Origin of the sequence: Variovorax paradoxus (genome assembly GCF_030815975.1) — a bacterium.
In the GTDB taxonomy this organism is placed as follows: Bacteria; Pseudomonadota; Gammaproteobacteria; order Burkholderiales; family Burkholderiaceae_C; genus Variovorax; species Variovorax paradoxus_N.
The window spans coordinates 729,727-747,058 of record NZ_JAUSXL010000001.1; the positions used below are offsets into that span (position 1 = coordinate 729,727).

Below are 17,332 nucleotides of genomic sequence, written 5' to 3' on the forward strand. Positions count from 1 at the left end.
CATCATGAAATTCGACACGCCCGCCACCACCAATCCCATCGACCAGCTCAAGATCATCGGCAAGCCGACCGACCGCATCGACGGCCCGATGAAAACCACCGGCACTGCACGCTATGCCTATGAACGCAACACCGAGGTGCCCAATGCCGCCTACGGCTGGGTGGTGGGCGCCGGCATCGCGAAGGGCCGCATCGCCTCGATGGACCTGAACGCCGCGCGCGCGGCGCCGGGCGTGCTGGCCATCGTCACGGCGCGCAATGCCGGCAAGCTCGGCAAGGGCGAATTCAATACGGCCAAGCTCCTGGGCGGGCCCGGGATCGACCACTACCACCAGGCGGTCGCGCTCGTCGTGGCCAGCAGCTTCGAACAGGCGCGCGCCGCGGCGCAGCTGCTGCGCATCGAGTACGCGCGTACGCCGGGGCGCTTCGACCTGGCGGCCGAAAAGGATGCGGCGCCGATGCCCAAGCCCAGTCCGTTTTCCGGCGCGCCGCAGACGAAGACAGGCGATTTCCCCGGCGTGTTCGCCGCGGCCGCCGTGCAGCTCGATGCGACCTACACCACACCCGACGAGTCGCACGCCATGATGGAGCCGCACGCCTCCATTGCGCAGTGGAAGGGCGACAAGCTCACCATCTGGACCTCGAACCAGATGATCGACTGGGGCGTCGGCGACGTCGCCAAGACGCTCGGCATTCCGAAGGAGAACGTGCGGCTGGTTTCGCCCTTCATCGGCGGCGGCTTCGGCGGCAAGCTGTTCGTGCGCGCGGATGCGCTGCTGGCCGCGCTGGGCGCGCGCGCGGCCAAGCGGCCCGTGAAGGTGGCCTTGCAGCGGCCCCTGATGATGAACAACACCACGCACCGGCCGGCGACCATCCAGCGCATCCGCATCGGCGCCGCGAGGGACGGCAAGATCACCGCCATCGCGCACGAAGGCTGGTCCGGCGACCTGCCGGACGGACAGCCCGAAACCGCGGTCAACCAGACCCGGCTGCTGTATGCCGGCGCCAACCGCCTGACGACCACGCGGCTGGCCGTGCTCGATCTGCCCGAGGGCAACGCCATGCGCGCGCCGGGCGAGGCGCCGGGCATGATGGCGCTGGAGATCGCGATGGACGAGATGGCGGAGAAGCTCGCGCTCGACCCGGTCGAGTTTCGGGTGCTTAACGACACGCAGGTCGACCCGGAGAAGCCCGAGCGTCCCTTTTCCCAGCGCAGGCTGATCGAATGCCTGCGCACGGGGGCCGAGCGCTTCGGCTGGAGCAAGCGCAACGCGGCACCCGGACAGCAGCGCGACGGGCGCTGGCTCGTGGGAATGGGCGTCGCCGCGGCGTTCCGAAACAACCTCTTGATGAAGTCGGCCGCGCGCGTGCGCCTGGACAACCGGGGCATGGTCACGGTGGAAACCGACATGACCGACATCGGCACCGGGTCGTACACCATCATCGCGCAGACCGCCGCCGAGACGATGGGGGTGCCGCTCGACAGGGTGCTCGTGCGCCTGGGCGACTCGGCCTATCCCGTGTCGTCCGGCTCCGGCGGGCAATGGGGTGGCAACAATTCGACCTCGGGCGTCTATGCGGCGTGCATGAAGCTGCGCGAAGCGGTGGCGAGCAAGCTGGGCTTCTCCGCGGCCGACGCGGAGTTCTCGGACGGCATGGTGCGCGCCGGCGAGCGTGCGGTGCCGCTCGCCGAAGCGGCGGGCGCGAACGGCCTCGCGGCCGAGGACGGCATCGAGTACGGCGACCTGGACAAGAAGTACCAGCAGTCCACCTTCGGCGCGCATTTCGTGGAGGTCGGCGTCGACGCGGCCACCGGCGAGATCCGTGTTCGGCGCATGCTCGCGGTGTGCGCCGCCGGGCGCATCCTCAATCCCAAGTCCGCCCGCAGCCAGGTGATCGGAGCGATGACGATGGGCGTCGGCGGGGCGCTGATGGAGGACCTGGCGCTCGACAAGCGGCATGGCTTCTTCGTCAACCACGACCTGGCGGGCTACGAGGTGCCGGTGCATGCCGACATCCCCCACCAGGAGGTGATCTTCCTGGACGAGACGGACCCGATCTCCTCGCCGATGAAAGCCAAGGGGGTCGGGGAACTGGGCATTTGCGGCGTCGCGGCCGCGGTGGCCAATGCGGTCTACAACGCCACCGGCGTGCGGGTGCGCAACTATCCGATCACGCTCGACAAGCTGCTGGATCGGTTGCCGCCGGTGGTGTGAGGTGGGAAGCGCGGTCTTGCCAGCCGTCCTGCATGACCGATATTCAACACATCGGGCAGTCCAGTGCGCCTGGGAAGACGATGCATCGGTCTACCACCTGCTGTTGCTGGACGAGGTCGATCAGGGATTGGCGGATGTGCAGGCCGGCCGCACGGTCGATGCGCTGGAAGGTCTGGCGGAGCTGAAACTGAAGCGCAAAGCGCGTTCCGGCGGCACTGCCGGCTGAAACGGCTGGCCGCAAAGAAGAGGGCGTCGCTGGCGCGTGCACTACGCGCGCAACTTTGCCTCAGACCGCGAACGCATCGAAGCGTTCTGGTTCGACAACGATTTTGCGCAAGGCGATGTGCGCCTGCTCGTGTGCCTGGCAATTCAGCCGGAATCTGATCGCCAAGGATGACGCTGCACCTGTCGGGAACTCGCGCAGCTCGCCTGCGTGCCTGCGCTGAGGCTGGCTATGCCCGTCCCTCGCGCAGTTGCTTGGCCCATCAGAACGGCGCGGCAAGCCGAGAGACGCCCGAGTAAAGCAGCTCATACGCAGTAGAGCGCCAGGCTCACCGACACGTCCTTGTCTTTCAACGTATCGCGCGGCAGCTGCAAGTCGGCCGCCTTGAAGTAACGCTTGTAGGGGGTCGCGGTCGAACTAACACTTATTGCTTCGGCCTCGGGCTCGAATCCTTGGCATCCGGGTTTTTCCTCGTTTTTTGGTTATTGATTAAAACTACATTGGTTATCTTCAATAACCTTTAAGGCCGACGAAACGCCGCCGGCCGAGGAGACAAGCATGGATCACATCGTGTCATCGTCATGGCGGCCGGCATGGGCCGTGGTGGGTGCGGCCGCGTTGCTGGCGGCGTGCGGTGGAGGTGGCGGTGGCGGTGGGAGTGGCATTTCGTTCCTGCCGGTTGTTCCGGCCGCACCTGACACGCCGGCCCCGGCGCCCGTGGTCCCGCCGCCCACCTCTTCGCCGGAGGCTCGTCCCGGCACGCTGCAGTCGTGCAGCGATCTTGCGGGCAAGGCCGCCTTCAGCGGCACGGCCTACACCAGCATCACTTCCGTGGCGGCCGGCACGTTCACCGTGGCCGGCGTGAGCACGCCCACGCCAGCGCATTGCCTGGTGCAGGGAAAGATGAACGAACGCACCAGCAGCGTCGACGGCCGCACCTATGCGATCGGCTTCGAGATGCGCCTGCCGGTCGACTGGAACGGGCGCTTCTTCTACCAGGCCAACGGCGGGCTGGACGGGAACGTGGCGCCGGCATCGGGCAGCGTCGGGGGAGGGTCGCCCACCACCACGGCGCTGCACATGGGCTTTGCCGTGATCAGCGCCGATGCGGGCCACTCGGGCGCGCAGATCCCGGTCTTCGGCATCGATCCGCAGGCGCGCCTGGACTACGGCTACAACGCGGTCGCGCAGCTCACGCCCATGGCCAAGAACCTGATCGCCAAGGCCTATGGCCGCGCGGCCGACCGCTCCTATTTCGGCGGCTGCTCCAACGGCGGCCGCCATGCGATGGTGGCGGCCGCGCGGTCCGCCAACGCGTACGACGGCATCCTGGCGGGCGACCCCGGTTTCAACCTGCCGAAGGCCGCGGTCGCGCAGCTCTACGGCGTGCAGCAGTACGCCCAGGTGACGACCGCCAACACCTCGGCGGGCAAGCCGGACCTGCAGACGGCCTTCACGCAGGCGGAGATGGACACGGTCGCCGGCGCGGTGCGGTCCAAATGCGACGCACTGGACGGCGCGGCCGACGGCATCATCGCGAACGTGCAGGCGTGCAAGACGGTCTTCAAGCTGGCCACCGACGTGCCCACCTGCAGCGGCGCGCGCGACGGCAGCTGCCTCACGGCCGCACAGAAGACTGTGCTCGACAACGTCTTCAGCGGTGCGCGCAACACCGCGGGCACCGCGCTCTACAGCGGCTTTCCCTATGACGCGGGCATCAACGGCGCCGACTGGCGGCAATGGAAGTTCTCCAACTCGCAGAACCTGGACACGGCCGCGGTCGGTTTCGTGTTCAGCTCGCCGCCGCTGGGCACGAGCCGCCCCTCGGGCATCGACTTTGCGCTGGGCTTCAGCATGGACGCCGATGCGCCGGCCATCTTCGCGACCACGGCGCTCTACACGGAATCGGCCATGTCCTTCATGACGCCGCCGAACCCGAGCAACCTCGCGGCGCTGCGCGACCGCGGCAGCAAGCTCATGGTCTACCACGGCACCAGCGACGCGGTGTTCTCGTCGGACGACACGACGCGCTGGTACGAGGAGCTGCGCGCGGCCAATGGCGGCGATGCCTCCGGCTTTGCGCGCTTCTTCCCGGTGCCCGGCATGAACCACTGCGGACGGGGCCCGGCGACGGACCAGTTCGACATGCTCACGCCGCTGGTCGCCTGGGTGGAGAAGGGCAAGGCGCCGGATTCGGTGGTCGCCACCGCGCGCGGGGCGGGTGCCAATGTGGTCAACGCGGAGCTGCCCGCCGGCTGGTCGGCCGCGCGGACGCGGCCCCTGTGCCCCTACCCGAAGGTGGCGACCTATGTCGGCGGCGACCTCGAATCGGCGGCCAGCTTCGCTTGCAGGTAGTAGGCGGGCGGCTGGACACCAGGGGCGGCCTCACACCCGAAGCGCTCCGCGCAAGCCCCTGGCCGCGTAGTACGACTGCGCGCCGTTGTGATAGACGAACACCCGGCCATAGCGCCGGTCGCCGAAGAGGGCGCCGCCGAGCGCCCTGATCTCAGGTGGTGTCCTGATCCAGCTCGAGGTCTTGAGGTCGAATTCGCCGAGCGTCTGCAGCGCCCGGTACTGCGCCTCGGTGAGAAGCTCGATGCCCATGGCCGCGGCCATCTCGACCGCGCTGCTCTCGGGCTTGTGTTCCTTGCGGGCGTCGAGCGCTTCACGGTCGTAGCAGAGGCTCCTGCGGCCTGCGGGCGTCTCCGCGGAGCAATCGCAGAACGTGAGGAGGCCGGTTTTTTCGTCGCGGCCGATGACGTCGGGCTCGCCGCCCGTGGCTTCCATTTCGCGCAGCGATTTCAGCGCGCCGGGATGGGCCTCGAGCCGGCTTCGCACGCCGGCCCACGCGATGGCCTGATGCCGGTGCATGTGCTTCTCGAAGCGAGCCTGCAGCGCCTCGAGAAGCTTTTCGCGTTCTTGCGCCTTCATGGTTTCTCGATGAGTCCGGATCGGTTGCAGCTGTGCCGTGCGCGTGACAGTTTGCCAGATGACATGCGCGGCGCGCGGGATTATGCTTTTGGTCCGTGCAGGAAATGGCTCGCCGATGGAGCTCTCATCATGACCAGTCCAGCCCGTTCGTTGCTTCGTGCCCCGGCGCCGCAGGAAGAGATCGGTCTTCCGGCCAGGATGGTGGGCGAGGGGTTCCAGATCGCCGCCCGCTCGCAGAAGACCTTCGTGGCCACCGGCGCGCCCGTGGTCTTCTTCGACGTCCTCTCCGACGACGGCGAGCGCATCGGCATGGCCAATGCAATCCTCGAGCCGCATGCCGCGGCCGTCGCGGGCATCGGGCATGTCTGCGTGACGCTGAACGAGGCGCATGCCTCCGCAGAGCTGCTGACGCAGGTCGCCGATGTCCTGGTCGACTACGCCTTCGATTCGGGCGTGTCCGAAGTCATGATCGTGGTGCCGCAATCGCATGCCGATTCGGTCGAGGCGTGCTGCAGGCTCGACCCGGTCTCGTCGGCTGCCACGCACCTCGGACACGGCGTCGAAGGGCAGGCCTACATGTATCGCCGGTAGCGGGGCGACCTGCGGGATTTCACCAAGGCCCTGCGGCGGCCGGCGCGGCGCATACTCGCCGAAGCGCCGCTCGCCGGCCCCTCCGGGGCTCCGGGCGACCGTCAGGAGGCACGCCTTGCAGCGAACCGACATTGCCAACCCGGCCTATTTCCACAAGGTCGTCGATTGCCAGTACGCCTGCCCGGCGCACACCCCCGTCCCCGAATACATCCGCATGATCGCGCAGGGCCGCTACAGCGACGCCTACATGATCAACTGGGTCTCCAACGTCTTTCCCGGCATCCTGGGGCGCACCTGCGACCGGCCTTGCGAGCCGGCCTGCCGGCGCGGGCGGGTGGAGGAAAGTAACTCGAAGAACCCCGAGCCGGTGGCCATCTGCCGCCTCAAGCGCGTGGCGGCCGACATGAAGGACGACGTGCGCGCACGCATGCCCAAGCTCGCACCGAAGAACGGCAAGCGTGTCGCCTGCATCGGTGCGGGGCCGGCCTCGCTCACTGTGGCGCGCGACCTGGCGCCGCTGGGCTACGAGGTGACGGTGTTCGACGAGGGGGCCAAGGCCGGCGGCTTCATCCGCACGCAGATCCCGCGCTTTCGGCTGCCGGAGTCGGTGATCGACGAGGAAACCGGCTACATCCTGGACCTGGGCGTCGAGTTCCGCGGCGGCGAGCGCATCGGCTCGATGAAGGCATTGATGGCCGAGGGGTGGGACGCGATCTTCGTCGGCTGCGGCGCGCCGCGCGGGCGCGACCTGGACGTTCCCGGGCGCCGCGAAGCGGCGGCCAGCATCCACATCGGCATCGATTGGCTCAATTCAGTGTCCTTCGGCCACGTCAGCCGCATCGGACAGCGCGTGATCGTGCTGGGCGGCGGCAACACGGCGATGGACTGCTGCCGGTCGGCCCGCCGCCTGGGCGGCACCGACGTGAAGGTCATCGTGCGCAGCGGCTTTGCGGAAATGAAGGCCTCGCCATGGGAGAAGGAAGACGCGCAGCACGAAGGCATTCCGATCATCGACTTCCACGTGCCCAAGGCTTTCGTGCACGAGGAGGGCCGGCTGCTGGGCATGACCTTCGAGGTGGTCCGCGCCGAGTACGACGCGCAAGGGCGCCGCACGCTGGTGCCCACCGGCGAGCCGGACGCCTGGTTCGAATGCGACGAGGTGCTGGTGGCGGTCGGCCAGGAGAACGCCTTCCCGTGGATCGAGCGCGATTGCGGCATTGCCTTCGACAAGTCGGGCCTGCCGGTGCTCGACAAGAACACCTTCCAATCGACGGTGCCCCATGTGCTCTTCGGCGGCGATGCGGCCTTCGGCCCCAAGAACATCATCACGGCCGTGGCCCACGGCCACGAGGCGGCGGTGTCGATCGACAAGTTGTTGCGCGCCGAGCCGGTCTATGTGCGCCCGGCGCCCATGACCAACCTGGTGTCGCAGAAGATGGGCATCCACGAGTGGAGCTACGACAACGACACCTCCAACGACCTGCGCTACAAGGTGCCGTGGGCCAAGGCCGAGACGGCGCTGGCCAGCATCCGGGTGGAGGTGGAGCTGGGCTTCGACGCCGCCATGGCCTTCAAGGAGGCCGAGCGCTGCCTGAACTGCGATGTGCAGACCGTGTTCACCGAGGCCGCATGCATCGAATGCGATGCCTGCGTGGACATCTGCCCCATGGACTGCATCAACTTCACGGTCAATGGCGAGGAAGCGGAGTTGCGGCCCCGGCTCAAGGCGCCGGCACTCAACCTCGCGCAGGACCTGTACGTGTCCGGCGGGCTCAAGACAGGCCGCGTGATGGTCAAGGACGAGGACGTCTGCCTGCACTGCGGCCTGTGCGCCGAACGCTGTCCCACGGGGGCGTGGGACATGCAGAAGTTCCTGCTGAAGATGACGCCGGCGGGGCAGGGGGTGGCCCGATGAGCGCCGTACGGCCGCCCGAAGGCGCGAAGGCCCCCTCGGGGGGCAGCGAAGCGCACGAAGTGGCGAGCGTGGGGGTCATCCCCATCGAAGCGGTCAACGATTTCGTCATCAAGTTCGCCAACGTCAACGGCTCGGGGTCGGCCTCGGCCAACGAGCTGTTCGCCAAGGCCATCCTGCGCATGGGCGTGCCGGTGAGTCCGCGCAACATCTTCCCGAGCAACATCCAGGGCCTGCCGACCTGGTACGAGGTGCGCGTGACCGAAGCGGGCCATCTGGGGCGGCGTGGCGGCACCGACATGATGGTGGCGATGAACCCGCAGACCTGGGACGCCGACCTGGCCGAGCTGGAGCCGGGCGGCTATCTGTTCTACGACAGCACGCGGCCGCTGCCGCCTTCGAAGTTCCGCGACGACATCCGCGTGATCGGCATGCCGTTGACCGAGATCTGCAACGCGGTCTATCACGACCCGCGGCAGCGCCAGCTGTTCAAGAACATCGTCTACGTGGGCGCCCTGGCCATCCTGCTCGGCATCGAGCCCGAGGTGGTCGAGAAGCTGTTCGGCGAGCAGTACAAGGGCAAGGAGAAGCTGCTGGCCTCCAATGTGCAGGCGCTGCACCTGGGCTGCGACTTTGCAAGGGAAAACCTCGAGCCGCTCGGTCTTCGGGTTCGGCGGGCCGACAAGGTGGGCAACCGCATCTTCGTGGACGGCAACAGCGCCGCGGCATTGGGCTGCGTGTATGGGGGCGCCACGGTCGCGGCCTGGTATCCGATCACGCCGTCGTCCTCGGTGGCCGAGGCCTTCCAGAAGTACTGCACCAAATTCCGCGTGGACCCGGCCACCGGCCAGCACCGCTTCGCCATCGTGCAGGCGGAGGACGAGCTGGCTTCCATCGGCATGGTGGTCGGCGCCGGCTGGAACGGCGCGCGCGCGTTCACGGCGACCTCGGGTCCGGGCATTTCGCTGATGTCCGAGTTCATCGGCCTGGCCTACTTTGCCGAGATTCCGGTCACGATCATCGACGTGCAGCGCGGCGGCCCTTCCACCGGCATGCCCACGCGCACGCAGCAGGCCGACATCCTCGCCTGCGCCTACGCTTCGCACGGCGACACCAGGCACGTGCTGCTGTTTCCCGAGGACCCGCACGAGTGCTTCGAGCAGGCAGCGGCGGCGCTGGACCTGGCCGACCGTCTGCAGACGCCGGTGTTCCTGATGACGGACCTGGACATCGGCATGAACCAGCGCCTGTGCGCACCCTTTGCCTGGGACGACAGCGTGGCCTACGACCGCGGCAAGGTCATGAGCGCCGAAGAGCTCGAGGCCGGCCGCGACTTCGGCCGCTACAAGGACGTGGACGGCGACGGCATTCCCTGGCGCACGCTGCCGGGCACGCATCCGACCAAGGGCAGCTACTTCACGCGCGGCACGACGCGCGACGCCTACGCCCGCTATTCGGAGCGCGGGCCCGACTACATCTACAACATGGAGCGGCTGCTGAAGAAGTTCGCGACCGCGGCCACGCTGGTGCCGCAGCCGGTGCTGCATCCGGCCGCCGAGAAGACCGAGCTGGGCGTGATCTATTTCGGATCGACCAGCCCGGCCATGCACGAGGCGCTGCAGGCGCTGGAAGCACGCGGCATCCACCTCGATGCGCTGCGGCTGCGCGCCTTTCCGTTCCCGGACAGCGTGGTGCAGTTCCTGGCGCGGCACAGGCAGGTGTTCGTGGTCGAACAGAACCGCGACGCCCAGATGCGCAGCCTGCTGGTCAACGAGCTGGACATCGATCCCGCCCGGCTGGTGCGGGTGCTGCATTTCGACGGCACGCCCATCACGGCGCGCTTCATCGTCGAGGCCATCGGCACGCATGTGCACAAGACGCAAGCGTCGGGCGCCGCCGATACGAAGGAACCCGCATGACCTACCTCGCCAAGCCCCGGCTGCACCACCCGACGCTGGCCACCAACAAGGTCGGCTACACGCGGCGCGACTACGAGGGCAAGATCTCCACGCTGTGCGCCGGCTGCGGCCACGACTCGATCTCCGCCGCCATCATCGAGGCCTGCTGGGAGCTGGACATCGAACCGCACCGCGTGGCCAAGCTCTCGGGCATCGGCTGCAGCTCCAAGACGCCCGATTATTTTCTGGGCGCGTCGCATGGCTTCAACACGGTGCACGGCCGCATGCCCAGCGTGCTGACCGGCGCCAACCTGGCCAACCGCGACCTGCTGTACCTGGGCGTCTCGGGCGACGGCGATTCGGCTTCCATCGGCCTGGGCCAGTTCGCCCACGCCATGCGGCGCGGCGTGCGCATGGCCTATATCGTGGAGAACAACGGGGTCTATGGCCTGACCAAGGGCCAGTTCTCGGCCACCGCCGACCAGGGCTCCAAGAGCAAGAAGGGCGTGGTCAACACCGACAGCCCGGTGGACCTGGTGGCCATGGCGCTGCAGTTGGGCGCCAGCTACGTGGGGCGCGGCTTTTCGGGGAACAAGGCGCAGCTGGTGCCGCTGATCAAGGGCGCGATCAGCCACGGCGGCGCTGCGTTCATCGACGTGATCAGCCCCTGCGTCGCCTTCAACAACCACCCGGGCAGCACCAAGAGCTACGACTACGTGCGCGAGCACAACGAGGCGGTGAGCCGCATCGACTTCATCAGCGGACGGGAGGAGATCACCGTCGACATGGGGCCGGGCGAAGTGGTCGACGTGCGCCAGCACGACGGCACGCTGCTGCGCCTGCGCAGCCTGCATCCCGGCTATGACCCCGGCGACCGCCATGCCGCCATGGCCCACATGCAGCGGCACCAGGAGATGGGTGAGGTGGTGACTGGGCTGCTCTTCGTCGATCCGCTGGCCAGCGACCTGCACACCGCGCTCAACACCAGCGACCGGCCGCTCAATGCGCTGGGGCCGGCCGAGCTGTGTCCCGGCGCCGAGGCGCTCGCGCGGCTCAACGCCTCCTTGCGCTGAGCGGCGGACAGGGGCACCATTCACGTTCCTTCCGGAGGGCGCACCATGGCCGAGCGCACCGTTTTCCAATCCATCTCCCGCACGCACGTGATCAGCCTGGGTCCGCAGGCCAGCGCGCGCGATGCCGCATGCGTGATGACGCGCGCCAACTGCGGCAGCGTGCTCGTGCTGGAGCTGCCCGACATGCTGCTGGGCATCCTGACCGAGCGCGACCTGATGACCCGCGTGCTGGCCCGGGGGCTCGACCCCGACCGCACGGCGGTGCGCGAAGTCATGACGCCCAACCCCATTTGCGTGCCGCCCGAAACGCTGGTGTCCGACGCCGTGGTGCTGATGCTCGAACGGGGCTTCCGCCATTTGCCGCTGGTGGCGGGAACGAAGATCCTCGGCGTGTTCTCGGTGCGCGACGCGCTGCCGCGGGAGATCGGCGCGGCGGTCAGCCTGACCGAGTTCCGCGAGCAGGTGAACGACGCGCTGGGCTAAGCCGCTGGGACGGGCGTCCCGTCTCGTCGCGAAGCATTGAATCCGGGGAGTGGGCCGGCCGCAGCGACAAAGCGGCAGGCCGCCATGCTGTGCAAGCCGGGGTTTGAGATCATCCAACTCAAGTGCCGAAGTCCTGGATATTCGTGACTGTCGCACCATCCCTCCTGCCAACTTACAGCCTGCTTCTGCACAAGGGCGCGGGGCCTCGTTCCACCTGCAAGGGGGTCAGTTTGAAGGCATGCTCTTGAGCGTATCCACCGCGGCCTGCAGCCCCCCTAGCACGCGCTCGGCCACCCATGGCGAGAAATCCTTCGGCAGTTGCGCCTGCACTTCGCTGACAGCGCCTGGCGTGCGTTCGATCAGCTGCTGGATGATTGCTTCGGCGTCGTGGCCATAGCCCACCTGCTGGGCGGTGCTGTTGAAGTGCCGGCGCTGGATGGCGGCCATGGCGTAGTGCTTGTTCTTGCCGAGAAGCGCCATCGCCATCTTGATATCGCGTGGCGACCACCGGTTTGGGCCGTTACCGAGAATAGGGTAGGCCGACATCACGTCATACATCTTCGTCAGCTGAAAACCGCCGCCGGCCAGCAGGTGGATACTGAAGTTTTTCGCGTGTCCGTCCGGTGCGCGCAGCAGCCAAAAAAGGACCTGTGAAGCCATCAAGGTGCGCATGTCATCCGCAGCAGTTGCGGACTGCTGCAGCAGCGAAAAGAGCTTGCGCAGGCCGGGGCCGCCTTCGTTTTCGTACTTCACCAGGGGCGAGGTCCCCGTGGCTTGGCAAAAGTCCTCCTGGGGCAGTCGCAGGAGGCGGCCGTTCGAAAACCGCCTGTCAAACCGTTCGACCACAAGGACGCGCTGTTTCCCGAACGATGTGATGGTCGCGTCTGCTGTGGGTAGCCCGTAGGCCTGCAGCAGCTTCAGGCATAGCCACTCGTTGTCCACAGAGGTAGAGAAGTCGGCCTGGAGCCCGCCAATCAGGCCCAGTGGGAGCTTGAAAATGTGCGTGGTCGGCGTAGCGCCCCGAGGTTTGTGCCAAGCGCCGTTCCACCACAAGTAGGCGTCCTTTTCCTGCGCACCGGCCAGCGAAATGCGGAAGTCGTCGTCCGGGTCGAGCGACGCGTCGAACTTGTCGAGGTTGACGACGCTCAGCAGGTGTCGCTCGATGGACTCGTCGTCGACGGGCACCGCCTCCACCTGATCGACTGCCGTCGGTGTCTCGGCCTCATCGAGCAGTTGAATGGCACCCACGCAGTCGCGCCCGATGGCGCGTAGAAGGTCGAAGGCGTCGACCGAGCCCGTCTTGAAGCGCGCGGCCACGCGCTTGCGAATGGCATTGCTGTCGGGCAGCAGGTTGTCGAAGTAATGCTCTACGGCGGGCCCTTTGACTGGTTCGTTGTGTGGATTGAAGGGCAGAGACAGCGACAGCGGTCGGCCGACATCTGAGCGAACCCAGGCATCGTCGTAGTGAAGCTCCATCTCGCCGCGCGCAGGGATCGTCCAGCGGCCGACGCGCTCGCCGTTGGACCAGAGGCCGAGGGACTGACTGTGTGATCGACGGCCCATCTCACCACTCCGTCGTGCGTGGCTTGACCGCCGCCGCGCCGCGCGCGCCCAGCTTCAACTCGAGGCCGAGCGTTGAGCACCAGCTCAGGAGCTGCTTGAAGCTCAGTTCGCCAGGATGGAGTTCGAGGTAGGAAACCCGGTTCTGACTGAGATTCAGCTTGGCGCCGATGGCCGTCTGGTTCAACTTCAGTCGTTTGCGCGCGCTGCGCAGCAGCTGCCCCAACTGATCGTCAGATACCAGAGTTTGGGCGGGAAGTGCGTCCATGACTTAGCCGTATTTATGATATTTGCAATTTATCTCGAATCCAGATATATGTCAAACAGCTGAAATCAGGCTAAATGACGAATGGCATAGATGCAGCTACTCGACGGACGATCGCGTCTCGTCGTGGCTCTCGTGGACTCGAAGGAGCAAGCAGGCTTCGGCGAATCTGGCTACGTCCAATCGACTCATGGACATTCGCTGGCTGAGGGCTTCGATGCTCGGTTGCCGATGGCGCCCAGGCGCTTCACCTGGGCAAGGGTGAGCGAACCATCCGGGCCTGGCTTCATGGACGCCGTTTCGAGGAGCGGAGGGTCGGAATCGCGGGTTGTCGAACTCCACCGACTAACGCGCAGGCTGGCCGTTCGAATCCCGCATTTTCGTTGTCTTACGCTGGGCAACCGGCCTTCTCACAACCAGCGAGGCCAGCCTGACTCGCACGGCATACTCCACGCGAGTCAGGCTGTAAAGGGGTACTAATTTATTAAAAAAGCGACCAACCTGACCAAATCGTCAGGACTCTGGTAACCCTCTCTGCTAATCTGCGCAACACATTTGTTACGGGGCGTAATCATGCGTTCAGGCTTCTGCAGTTTTGTTGTGACCACTCTCTGTCTGGCAGGTTCTGTCGCTGAAGCCCAACCTACCTCCTTGCGGGCCTGGAACACTCACCCCGACGGCTATCCGGTCACGGAGGCCATGAAGAGCTTCATCCAGGAAGTGGATACGGCCACCAAAGGAAAATACAAGATCGAGTTGTTTTCCAACGCCGTGCTGGGTGACCAGACCAAGGCGGTCGCGATGCTCAAGGCCGGCGAGATCGATGTCGCCGAGTTCAATTCGGCGCCGCTGTCCGAGGCTGCACCGGGTCTGAAGGCCTTCAATCTTCCATTCTTGTTCACCGACTCGGCCCACATGTTTCGCTACCTGGATGGTGAGACGGGGGCGCGCCTGGCGGAGGCCCTGAAGGCTTCGGGCTATGTGGTGCTTGGCTGGTATGACGGCGGCGCCCGCTCGTTCTACTGCGCCAACAAGCTGATGACCAAGCGCGACGACCTGGTCGGGCAAAGAGTCCGGGTGCAGCAATCCGAGGTGTACATCGAGATGGTCAAATTGTTGGGCGCCATTCCGGTGGTTGTGCCTTACAAGGAAGTGCTCGACGGATTCCAGAAGGGCACCATCGACTGTGCCGAAGGCAATATGGCCTCGTACGAAGCGACCGGCCACTACAAGGCGGCCAAATACATGCTGCTGGACAGCCACATGATCTCTCCCGAAGCACTGGTCGTGTCCAGCAAGCTGTGGAGCCGGCTCAGCGCCGAGGAACAGGCCGTGTTCCAGAAAGCCGGAAAGAAATCGGCGATCCTGATGCGCGAGCTCTGGGAGAAACGCATCGTCGCTGCGCGTGCCGCGGTGACAAAAGAGGGCGTCCAGTTTGCAAACGTGCAGGACTTTTCCCCCTACATCCGAAAGATGTCGCCGCTCTACACCAAATACATGGCGGACCCGGCAACCCGTGGCGCATTGTTCGCCATCGTCGGCAACCAGTAAGGGTTCAGGGCGGCGCGGCGGCCGATGTCGCCTCGACGCCATCTTTCCGGGGTGAATTTCCTGCCTGGCGGCGCACCGCATGCCGCCAATGGCACGAACATGGCCTATTGGCGAGCGCGGAACTCGCCCGGCGTCATTCCCTGGATCCGCCGGAAGTGCCGGTTGAAATTCGAGATGTTGTTGAAGCCCACCTCGTAGCAGATGCTGCTCACGTGCTGGCGCGTCGATGCCAGCAGGCGGCAGGCCTTTGCCACGCGCAGGCCGATCACGAAGTCGGTGAAGGTCTGGCCGACGGCGCGGCGGAAACTGCGTGCGAAGGCATTCGCGCGCATGCCCACGATTGCTCCGACCTTGGCCAGGGACAGCTCCTCGGCGTAGTTGTCGCGGATGTAGTCGAGCGCCTTGTGGATGCGCCACGCGCGGCCGGGTTCGTCGGCGCCGCCGTCGGGCAGGGCGGCGCCGGCGAGCACGCGGTAGTCGGTCCATTGCGCGAGCTCGTTCAGCAGCGCGATGAATTCGGAGAACCGCGCGAGGCCGCTCAGCGTCTCGATACGGCGCAGGCGCGTGAGCGTGCCTGCGCCAAGGCCGACGAACTGCACGCATTGCCGGGCGCGAGCCAGGAGCGGTTGCGCGTCGCCGAGTTCGGGAAAGAGCTCTCTGCCGCGGCGCAGCGGCTCTTCACCGAAGCGCAGCACCAGGCCGTCCGGATGGCCGCTGGCCGGGCTTCGATGCTCGAGCGCGAGACTGTGCGGCAGGCGAGGGCCGAGCAGAACGACAGTGCCGGGCGCCAGACTGAGAACCTCTTCGTCCGCGCCGCTGCCGATGCGCAGACGCGCGGGCATGGCGCCGATCAGGTGCAGCTCGTGGTCATGCAGGCAGCGTGGATCGTGCCGGGGGGCCGGGGGCAGGGCGGCCGCCTCATGGTGGACCGTGGCGCGGGTGTCCGGCGCCGGGGCGGGGTTCCGGTGCAGACGGGTGGCGGGGGCGGACGGGAGCGTGTTCAGCAAGACGGATCTCCAACGGACGATAGACGATGGACGACGACGGCGAACCCAGGCCGTCAGCGGTGGGGCGCTGGCGGCGGCGCGGCCGTCTGCTGCTGGAACGCGGCGAGCAAGCGGTATTCCTCGCCGAGCTTGCGCGGCAGCGAGAGGTACACCGGCAGCAGCTGCCGGTAGAGCGCGGCGTTCTTGGCATTGGGCGTGTGGCGGTGCGTGGCGCCGACCATGCCCGCGACCACGTCGAGCGAATCGACGTGGCCCAGCGCATAGAGCCCGAGCACGGCGGCGCCGAGGCAGGAGCTCTCGAAGCTCTCCGGCACCACCACTTCGCGGTCGAACACATCGGCCATCATCTGGCGCCACATGCCCGAGCGCGCGAAACCGCCGGTGGCCTTGATGCGGGCGCTGCGGCCGGCGATCGATTCGACCGCGGGCAGGATGCTGTACAGGTTGAAGATCACGCCCTCGAGCACCGCGCGGATCATGTGCTCCTTGCGGTGGTGGATGCCCAGTCCGAAGAAGGAGCCGCGCAGGTTGGCGTTCCAGTAGGGCGCGCGTTCGCCGGTGAGGAAGGGATGGAACACGAGGCCTTCCGAGCCGGCCGACACGCGCTCGGCGATGCGCGTGAGCACCTCGTAGGTGTCGATGCCCAGGCGCTTGGCGGTCTCGGCCTCGGCCGAGGCGAACTCGTCGCGCACCCAGCGCAGGATGATGCCGCCGTTGTTCACCGGCCCGCCGACCACCCAGCGCCGGTCTGCGAGCGCATAGCAGAAGGTGCGGCCCTCGGGGTCGGTCATCGGGTGGTCGACCACGGTGCGCATCGCGCCGCTGGTGCCGATGGTCACGGCGACCTCTCCGGGCGCCACCGCGTTCACGCCAAGGTTGGACAGCACGCCGTCGTTGGCGCCGATGACGAAGGGCGTGTCGCGCGCCAGGCCCAGCAAGGTGGCGGCATCGGCCGCGAGGCCCTCGACATGCCAGGTGGTCGGCACCGGCTGCGGGAGCTGTTCGGCGCGCACGCCGGCGAGCGCCAGTGCGCCTTCGTCCCAGTCGAGCCGCTCGATGTTGAAGAGCCCGGTGGCCGAGGCAATCGAGTGATCGATCTTCCATTGCCCGAAGAGCCGGAAGAACACGTACTCCTTGATGCCGACGAAGCGCGCGGCACGCGCGAAGAGCTCGGGGCGCTCGTGCCGCAGCCACACCAGCTTGGCGAGCGGCGACATCGGATGGATCGGCGTGCCGGTGCGGCGGTAGATTGCGTCGCCGTCCCATTCGCTGCGGATGCGCTCGGCCCAGGCCGAGGCGCGGTGGTCGGCCCAGGTGATGCTGTGGGTGATGGGCGTGCCCGCACCGTCGACCAGGATCAGGCTGTGCATTGCCGCGCTGAAGGACACGGCGAGCACTTCGGCGGGCGCGGCCTTGCTGTCCTTCACGCACTTTGCGATGACCGAAAGCACCGCCTGGAAGATCTGCTCCGGGTCCTGCTCGGCGGCCGCGGCCTCGGGCCGCAGCAGCGGGTATTCGACCGTGTCGTGCGCCAGCACGCGCCCGGCCGGCGTGAAGGCCACTGCCTTGGTGCTGGTGGTGCCGATGTCGACGCCGATGACGATGCGGCCCATGGGCTTGTCT

The 17,332-nt window shown here is 66.9% G+C and carries 15 protein-coding genes; 10 read left to right on the forward strand and 5 right to left on the reverse strand.

All coding sequences use genetic code 11. The annotated features are described in order from the left end of the window. The first annotated feature begins 4 nt into the window (after positions 1-4). From paoC to QFZ47_RS03535, 4 genes are all read left to right on the forward strand, one after another. Complete coding sequence (gene paoC / locus QFZ47_RS03520) at positions 5-2,215, forward strand: aldehyde oxidoreductase molybdenum-binding subunit PaoC (RefSeq protein ID WP_307654310.1); 2,211 nt, start codon at positions 5-7, stop codon at positions 2,213-2,215. Between the two features lie 16 nt (positions 2,216-2,231). Further along, entirely contained in the window at positions 2,232-2,441 is a 210-nt protein-coding gene (locus QFZ47_RS03525; RefSeq protein WP_307654311.1) for a hypothetical protein, read from the forward strand. 36 nt (positions 2,442-2,477) lie between these two features. Next, positions 2,478-2,612, forward strand: coding sequence for a hypothetical protein (locus QFZ47_RS03530; RefSeq protein ID WP_307654312.1), 135 nt, complete (start codon positions 2,478-2,480; stop codon positions 2,610-2,612). 384 nt (positions 2,613-2,996) lie between these two features. After that, the gene (locus tag QFZ47_RS03535; RefSeq protein ID WP_307654313.1) at positions 2,997-4,793 is read left to right on the forward strand and encodes a tannase/feruloyl esterase family alpha/beta hydrolase; all 1,797 of its coding nucleotides are present in this window, start codon (positions 2,997-2,999) and stop codon (positions 4,791-4,793) included. A 30-nt stretch (positions 4,794-4,823) separates the two neighbouring features. Here the strand turns inward: QFZ47_RS03535 and QFZ47_RS03540 are convergent, their stop codons facing one another. Continuing rightward, positions 4,824-5,369 carry a DUF4256 domain-containing protein gene (locus QFZ47_RS03540; RefSeq protein WP_307654314.1) on the reverse strand — a complete coding sequence of 182 codons (546 nt, stop codon included), beginning with the start codon at positions 5,367-5,369 and terminating at the stop codon, positions 4,824-4,826. A gap of 129 nt (positions 5,370-5,498) precedes the next feature. On the opposite strand from QFZ47_RS03540, the gene QFZ47_RS03545 reads away from it, so the two are divergent. The 5 genes from QFZ47_RS03545 (at position 5,499) to QFZ47_RS03565 (ending at position 11,326) form a co-directional block, all read left to right on the forward strand. Continuing rightward, on the forward strand, positions 5,499-5,960 hold the full coding sequence (locus QFZ47_RS03545) for a hypothetical protein (protein WP_307654315.1): 462 nt from the start codon (positions 5,499-5,501) through the stop codon (positions 5,958-5,960). Between the two features lie 115 nt (positions 5,961-6,075). Continuing rightward, positions 6,076-7,875 (forward strand): FAD-dependent oxidoreductase, encoded by a 1,800-nt coding sequence (locus tag QFZ47_RS03550; RefSeq protein WP_307654316.1) that lies wholly within the window; start codon positions 6,076-6,078, stop codon positions 7,873-7,875. Then, positions 7,872-9,791, forward strand: a complete 1,920-nt coding sequence (locus QFZ47_RS03555; RefSeq protein ID WP_307654317.1) for a 2-oxoacid:acceptor oxidoreductase subunit alpha — start codon at positions 7,872-7,874, stop codon at positions 9,789-9,791. The genes QFZ47_RS03550 and QFZ47_RS03555 overlap by 4 nt, the downstream gene beginning before the upstream one ends. Next, the gene (locus QFZ47_RS03560) at positions 9,788-10,843 is read left to right on the forward strand and encodes a 2-oxoacid:ferredoxin oxidoreductase subunit beta (protein WP_307654318.1); all 1,056 of its coding nucleotides are present in this window, start codon (positions 9,788-9,790) and stop codon (positions 10,841-10,843) included. The genes QFZ47_RS03555 and QFZ47_RS03560 overlap by 4 nt, the downstream gene beginning before the upstream one ends. Positions 10,844-10,888: 45 nt before the next feature. Continuing rightward, on the forward strand, positions 10,889-11,326 hold the full coding sequence (locus QFZ47_RS03565) for a CBS domain-containing protein (RefSeq protein ID WP_307654319.1): 438 nt from the start codon (positions 10,889-10,891) through the stop codon (positions 11,324-11,326). Positions 11,327-11,551: 225 nt separating this feature from the next. On the opposite strand, the gene QFZ47_RS03570 is transcribed toward QFZ47_RS03565, so the two are convergent. Together QFZ47_RS03570 and QFZ47_RS03575 are read right to left on the reverse strand one after the other, a co-directional pair. Further along, entirely contained in the window at positions 11,552-12,889 is a 1,338-nt protein-coding gene (locus tag QFZ47_RS03570; protein ID WP_307654320.1) for a type II toxin-antitoxin system HipA family toxin, read from the reverse strand. A 1-nt stretch (position 12,890) separates the two neighbouring features. After that, complete coding sequence (locus QFZ47_RS03575; RefSeq protein ID WP_307654321.1) at positions 12,891-13,154, reverse strand: helix-turn-helix domain-containing protein; 264 nt, start codon at positions 13,152-13,154, stop codon at positions 12,891-12,893. Positions 13,155-13,751: 597 nt separating this feature from the next. Between QFZ47_RS03575 and QFZ47_RS03580 the strand changes: the two genes are divergently transcribed. Next, positions 13,752-14,702: a TRAP transporter substrate-binding protein gene (locus tag QFZ47_RS03580; protein ID WP_307654370.1), complete on the forward strand. Its 951-nt coding sequence runs from the start codon at positions 13,752-13,754 to the stop codon at positions 14,700-14,702. 104 nt (positions 14,703-14,806) lie between these two features. Here the strand turns inward: QFZ47_RS03580 and QFZ47_RS03585 are convergent, their stop codons facing one another. Together QFZ47_RS03585 and gntK are read right to left on the reverse strand one after the other, a co-directional pair. Then, complete coding sequence (locus QFZ47_RS03585; protein ID WP_307654322.1) at positions 14,807-15,709, reverse strand: AraC family transcriptional regulator; 903 nt, start codon at positions 15,707-15,709, stop codon at positions 14,807-14,809. Positions 15,710-15,762: 53 nt separating this feature from the next. Further along, complete coding sequence (gntK, locus tag QFZ47_RS03590; RefSeq protein ID WP_307654323.1) at positions 15,763-17,322, reverse strand: gluconokinase; 1,560 nt, start codon at positions 17,320-17,322, stop codon at positions 15,763-15,765. Positions 17,323-17,332 lie beyond the last annotated feature (10 nt).

Bases quoted from the DNA above. Each gene is read 5' to 3' on its own strand.
- paoC (WP_307654310.1), top strand. From the start codon at position 5: ATGAAATTCGACACGCCCGCCACCACCAATCCCATCGACCAGCTCAAG.
- QFZ47_RS03535 (WP_307654313.1), top strand. From the start codon at position 2,997: ATGGATCACATCGTGTCATCGTCATGGCGGCCGGCATGGGCCGTGGTG.
- QFZ47_RS03540 (WP_307654314.1), bottom strand. From the start codon at position 5,369: ATGAAGGCGCAAGAACGCGAAAAGCTTCTCGAGGCGCTGCAGGCTCGC.
- QFZ47_RS03545 (WP_307654315.1), top strand. From the start codon at position 5,499: ATGACCAGTCCAGCCCGTTCGTTGCTTCGTGCCCCGGCGCCGCAGGAA.
- QFZ47_RS03555 (WP_307654317.1), top strand. From the start codon at position 7,872: ATGAGCGCCGTACGGCCGCCCGAAGGCGCGAAGGCCCCCTCGGGGGGC.
- QFZ47_RS03560 (WP_307654318.1), top strand. From the start codon at position 9,788: ATGACCTACCTCGCCAAGCCCCGGCTGCACCACCCGACGCTGGCCACC.
- QFZ47_RS03565 (WP_307654319.1), top strand. From the start codon at position 10,889: ATGGCCGAGCGCACCGTTTTCCAATCCATCTCCCGCACGCACGTGATC.
- QFZ47_RS03570 (WP_307654320.1), bottom strand. From the start codon at position 12,889: ATGGGCCGTCGATCACACAGTCAGTCCCTCGGCCTCTGGTCCAACGGC.
- QFZ47_RS03575 (WP_307654321.1), bottom strand. From the start codon at position 13,154: ATGGACGCACTTCCCGCCCAAACTCTGGTATCTGACGATCAGTTGGGG.
- gntK (WP_307654323.1), bottom strand. From the start codon at position 17,322: ATGGGCCGCATCGTCATCGGCGTCGACATCGGCACCACCAGCACCAAG.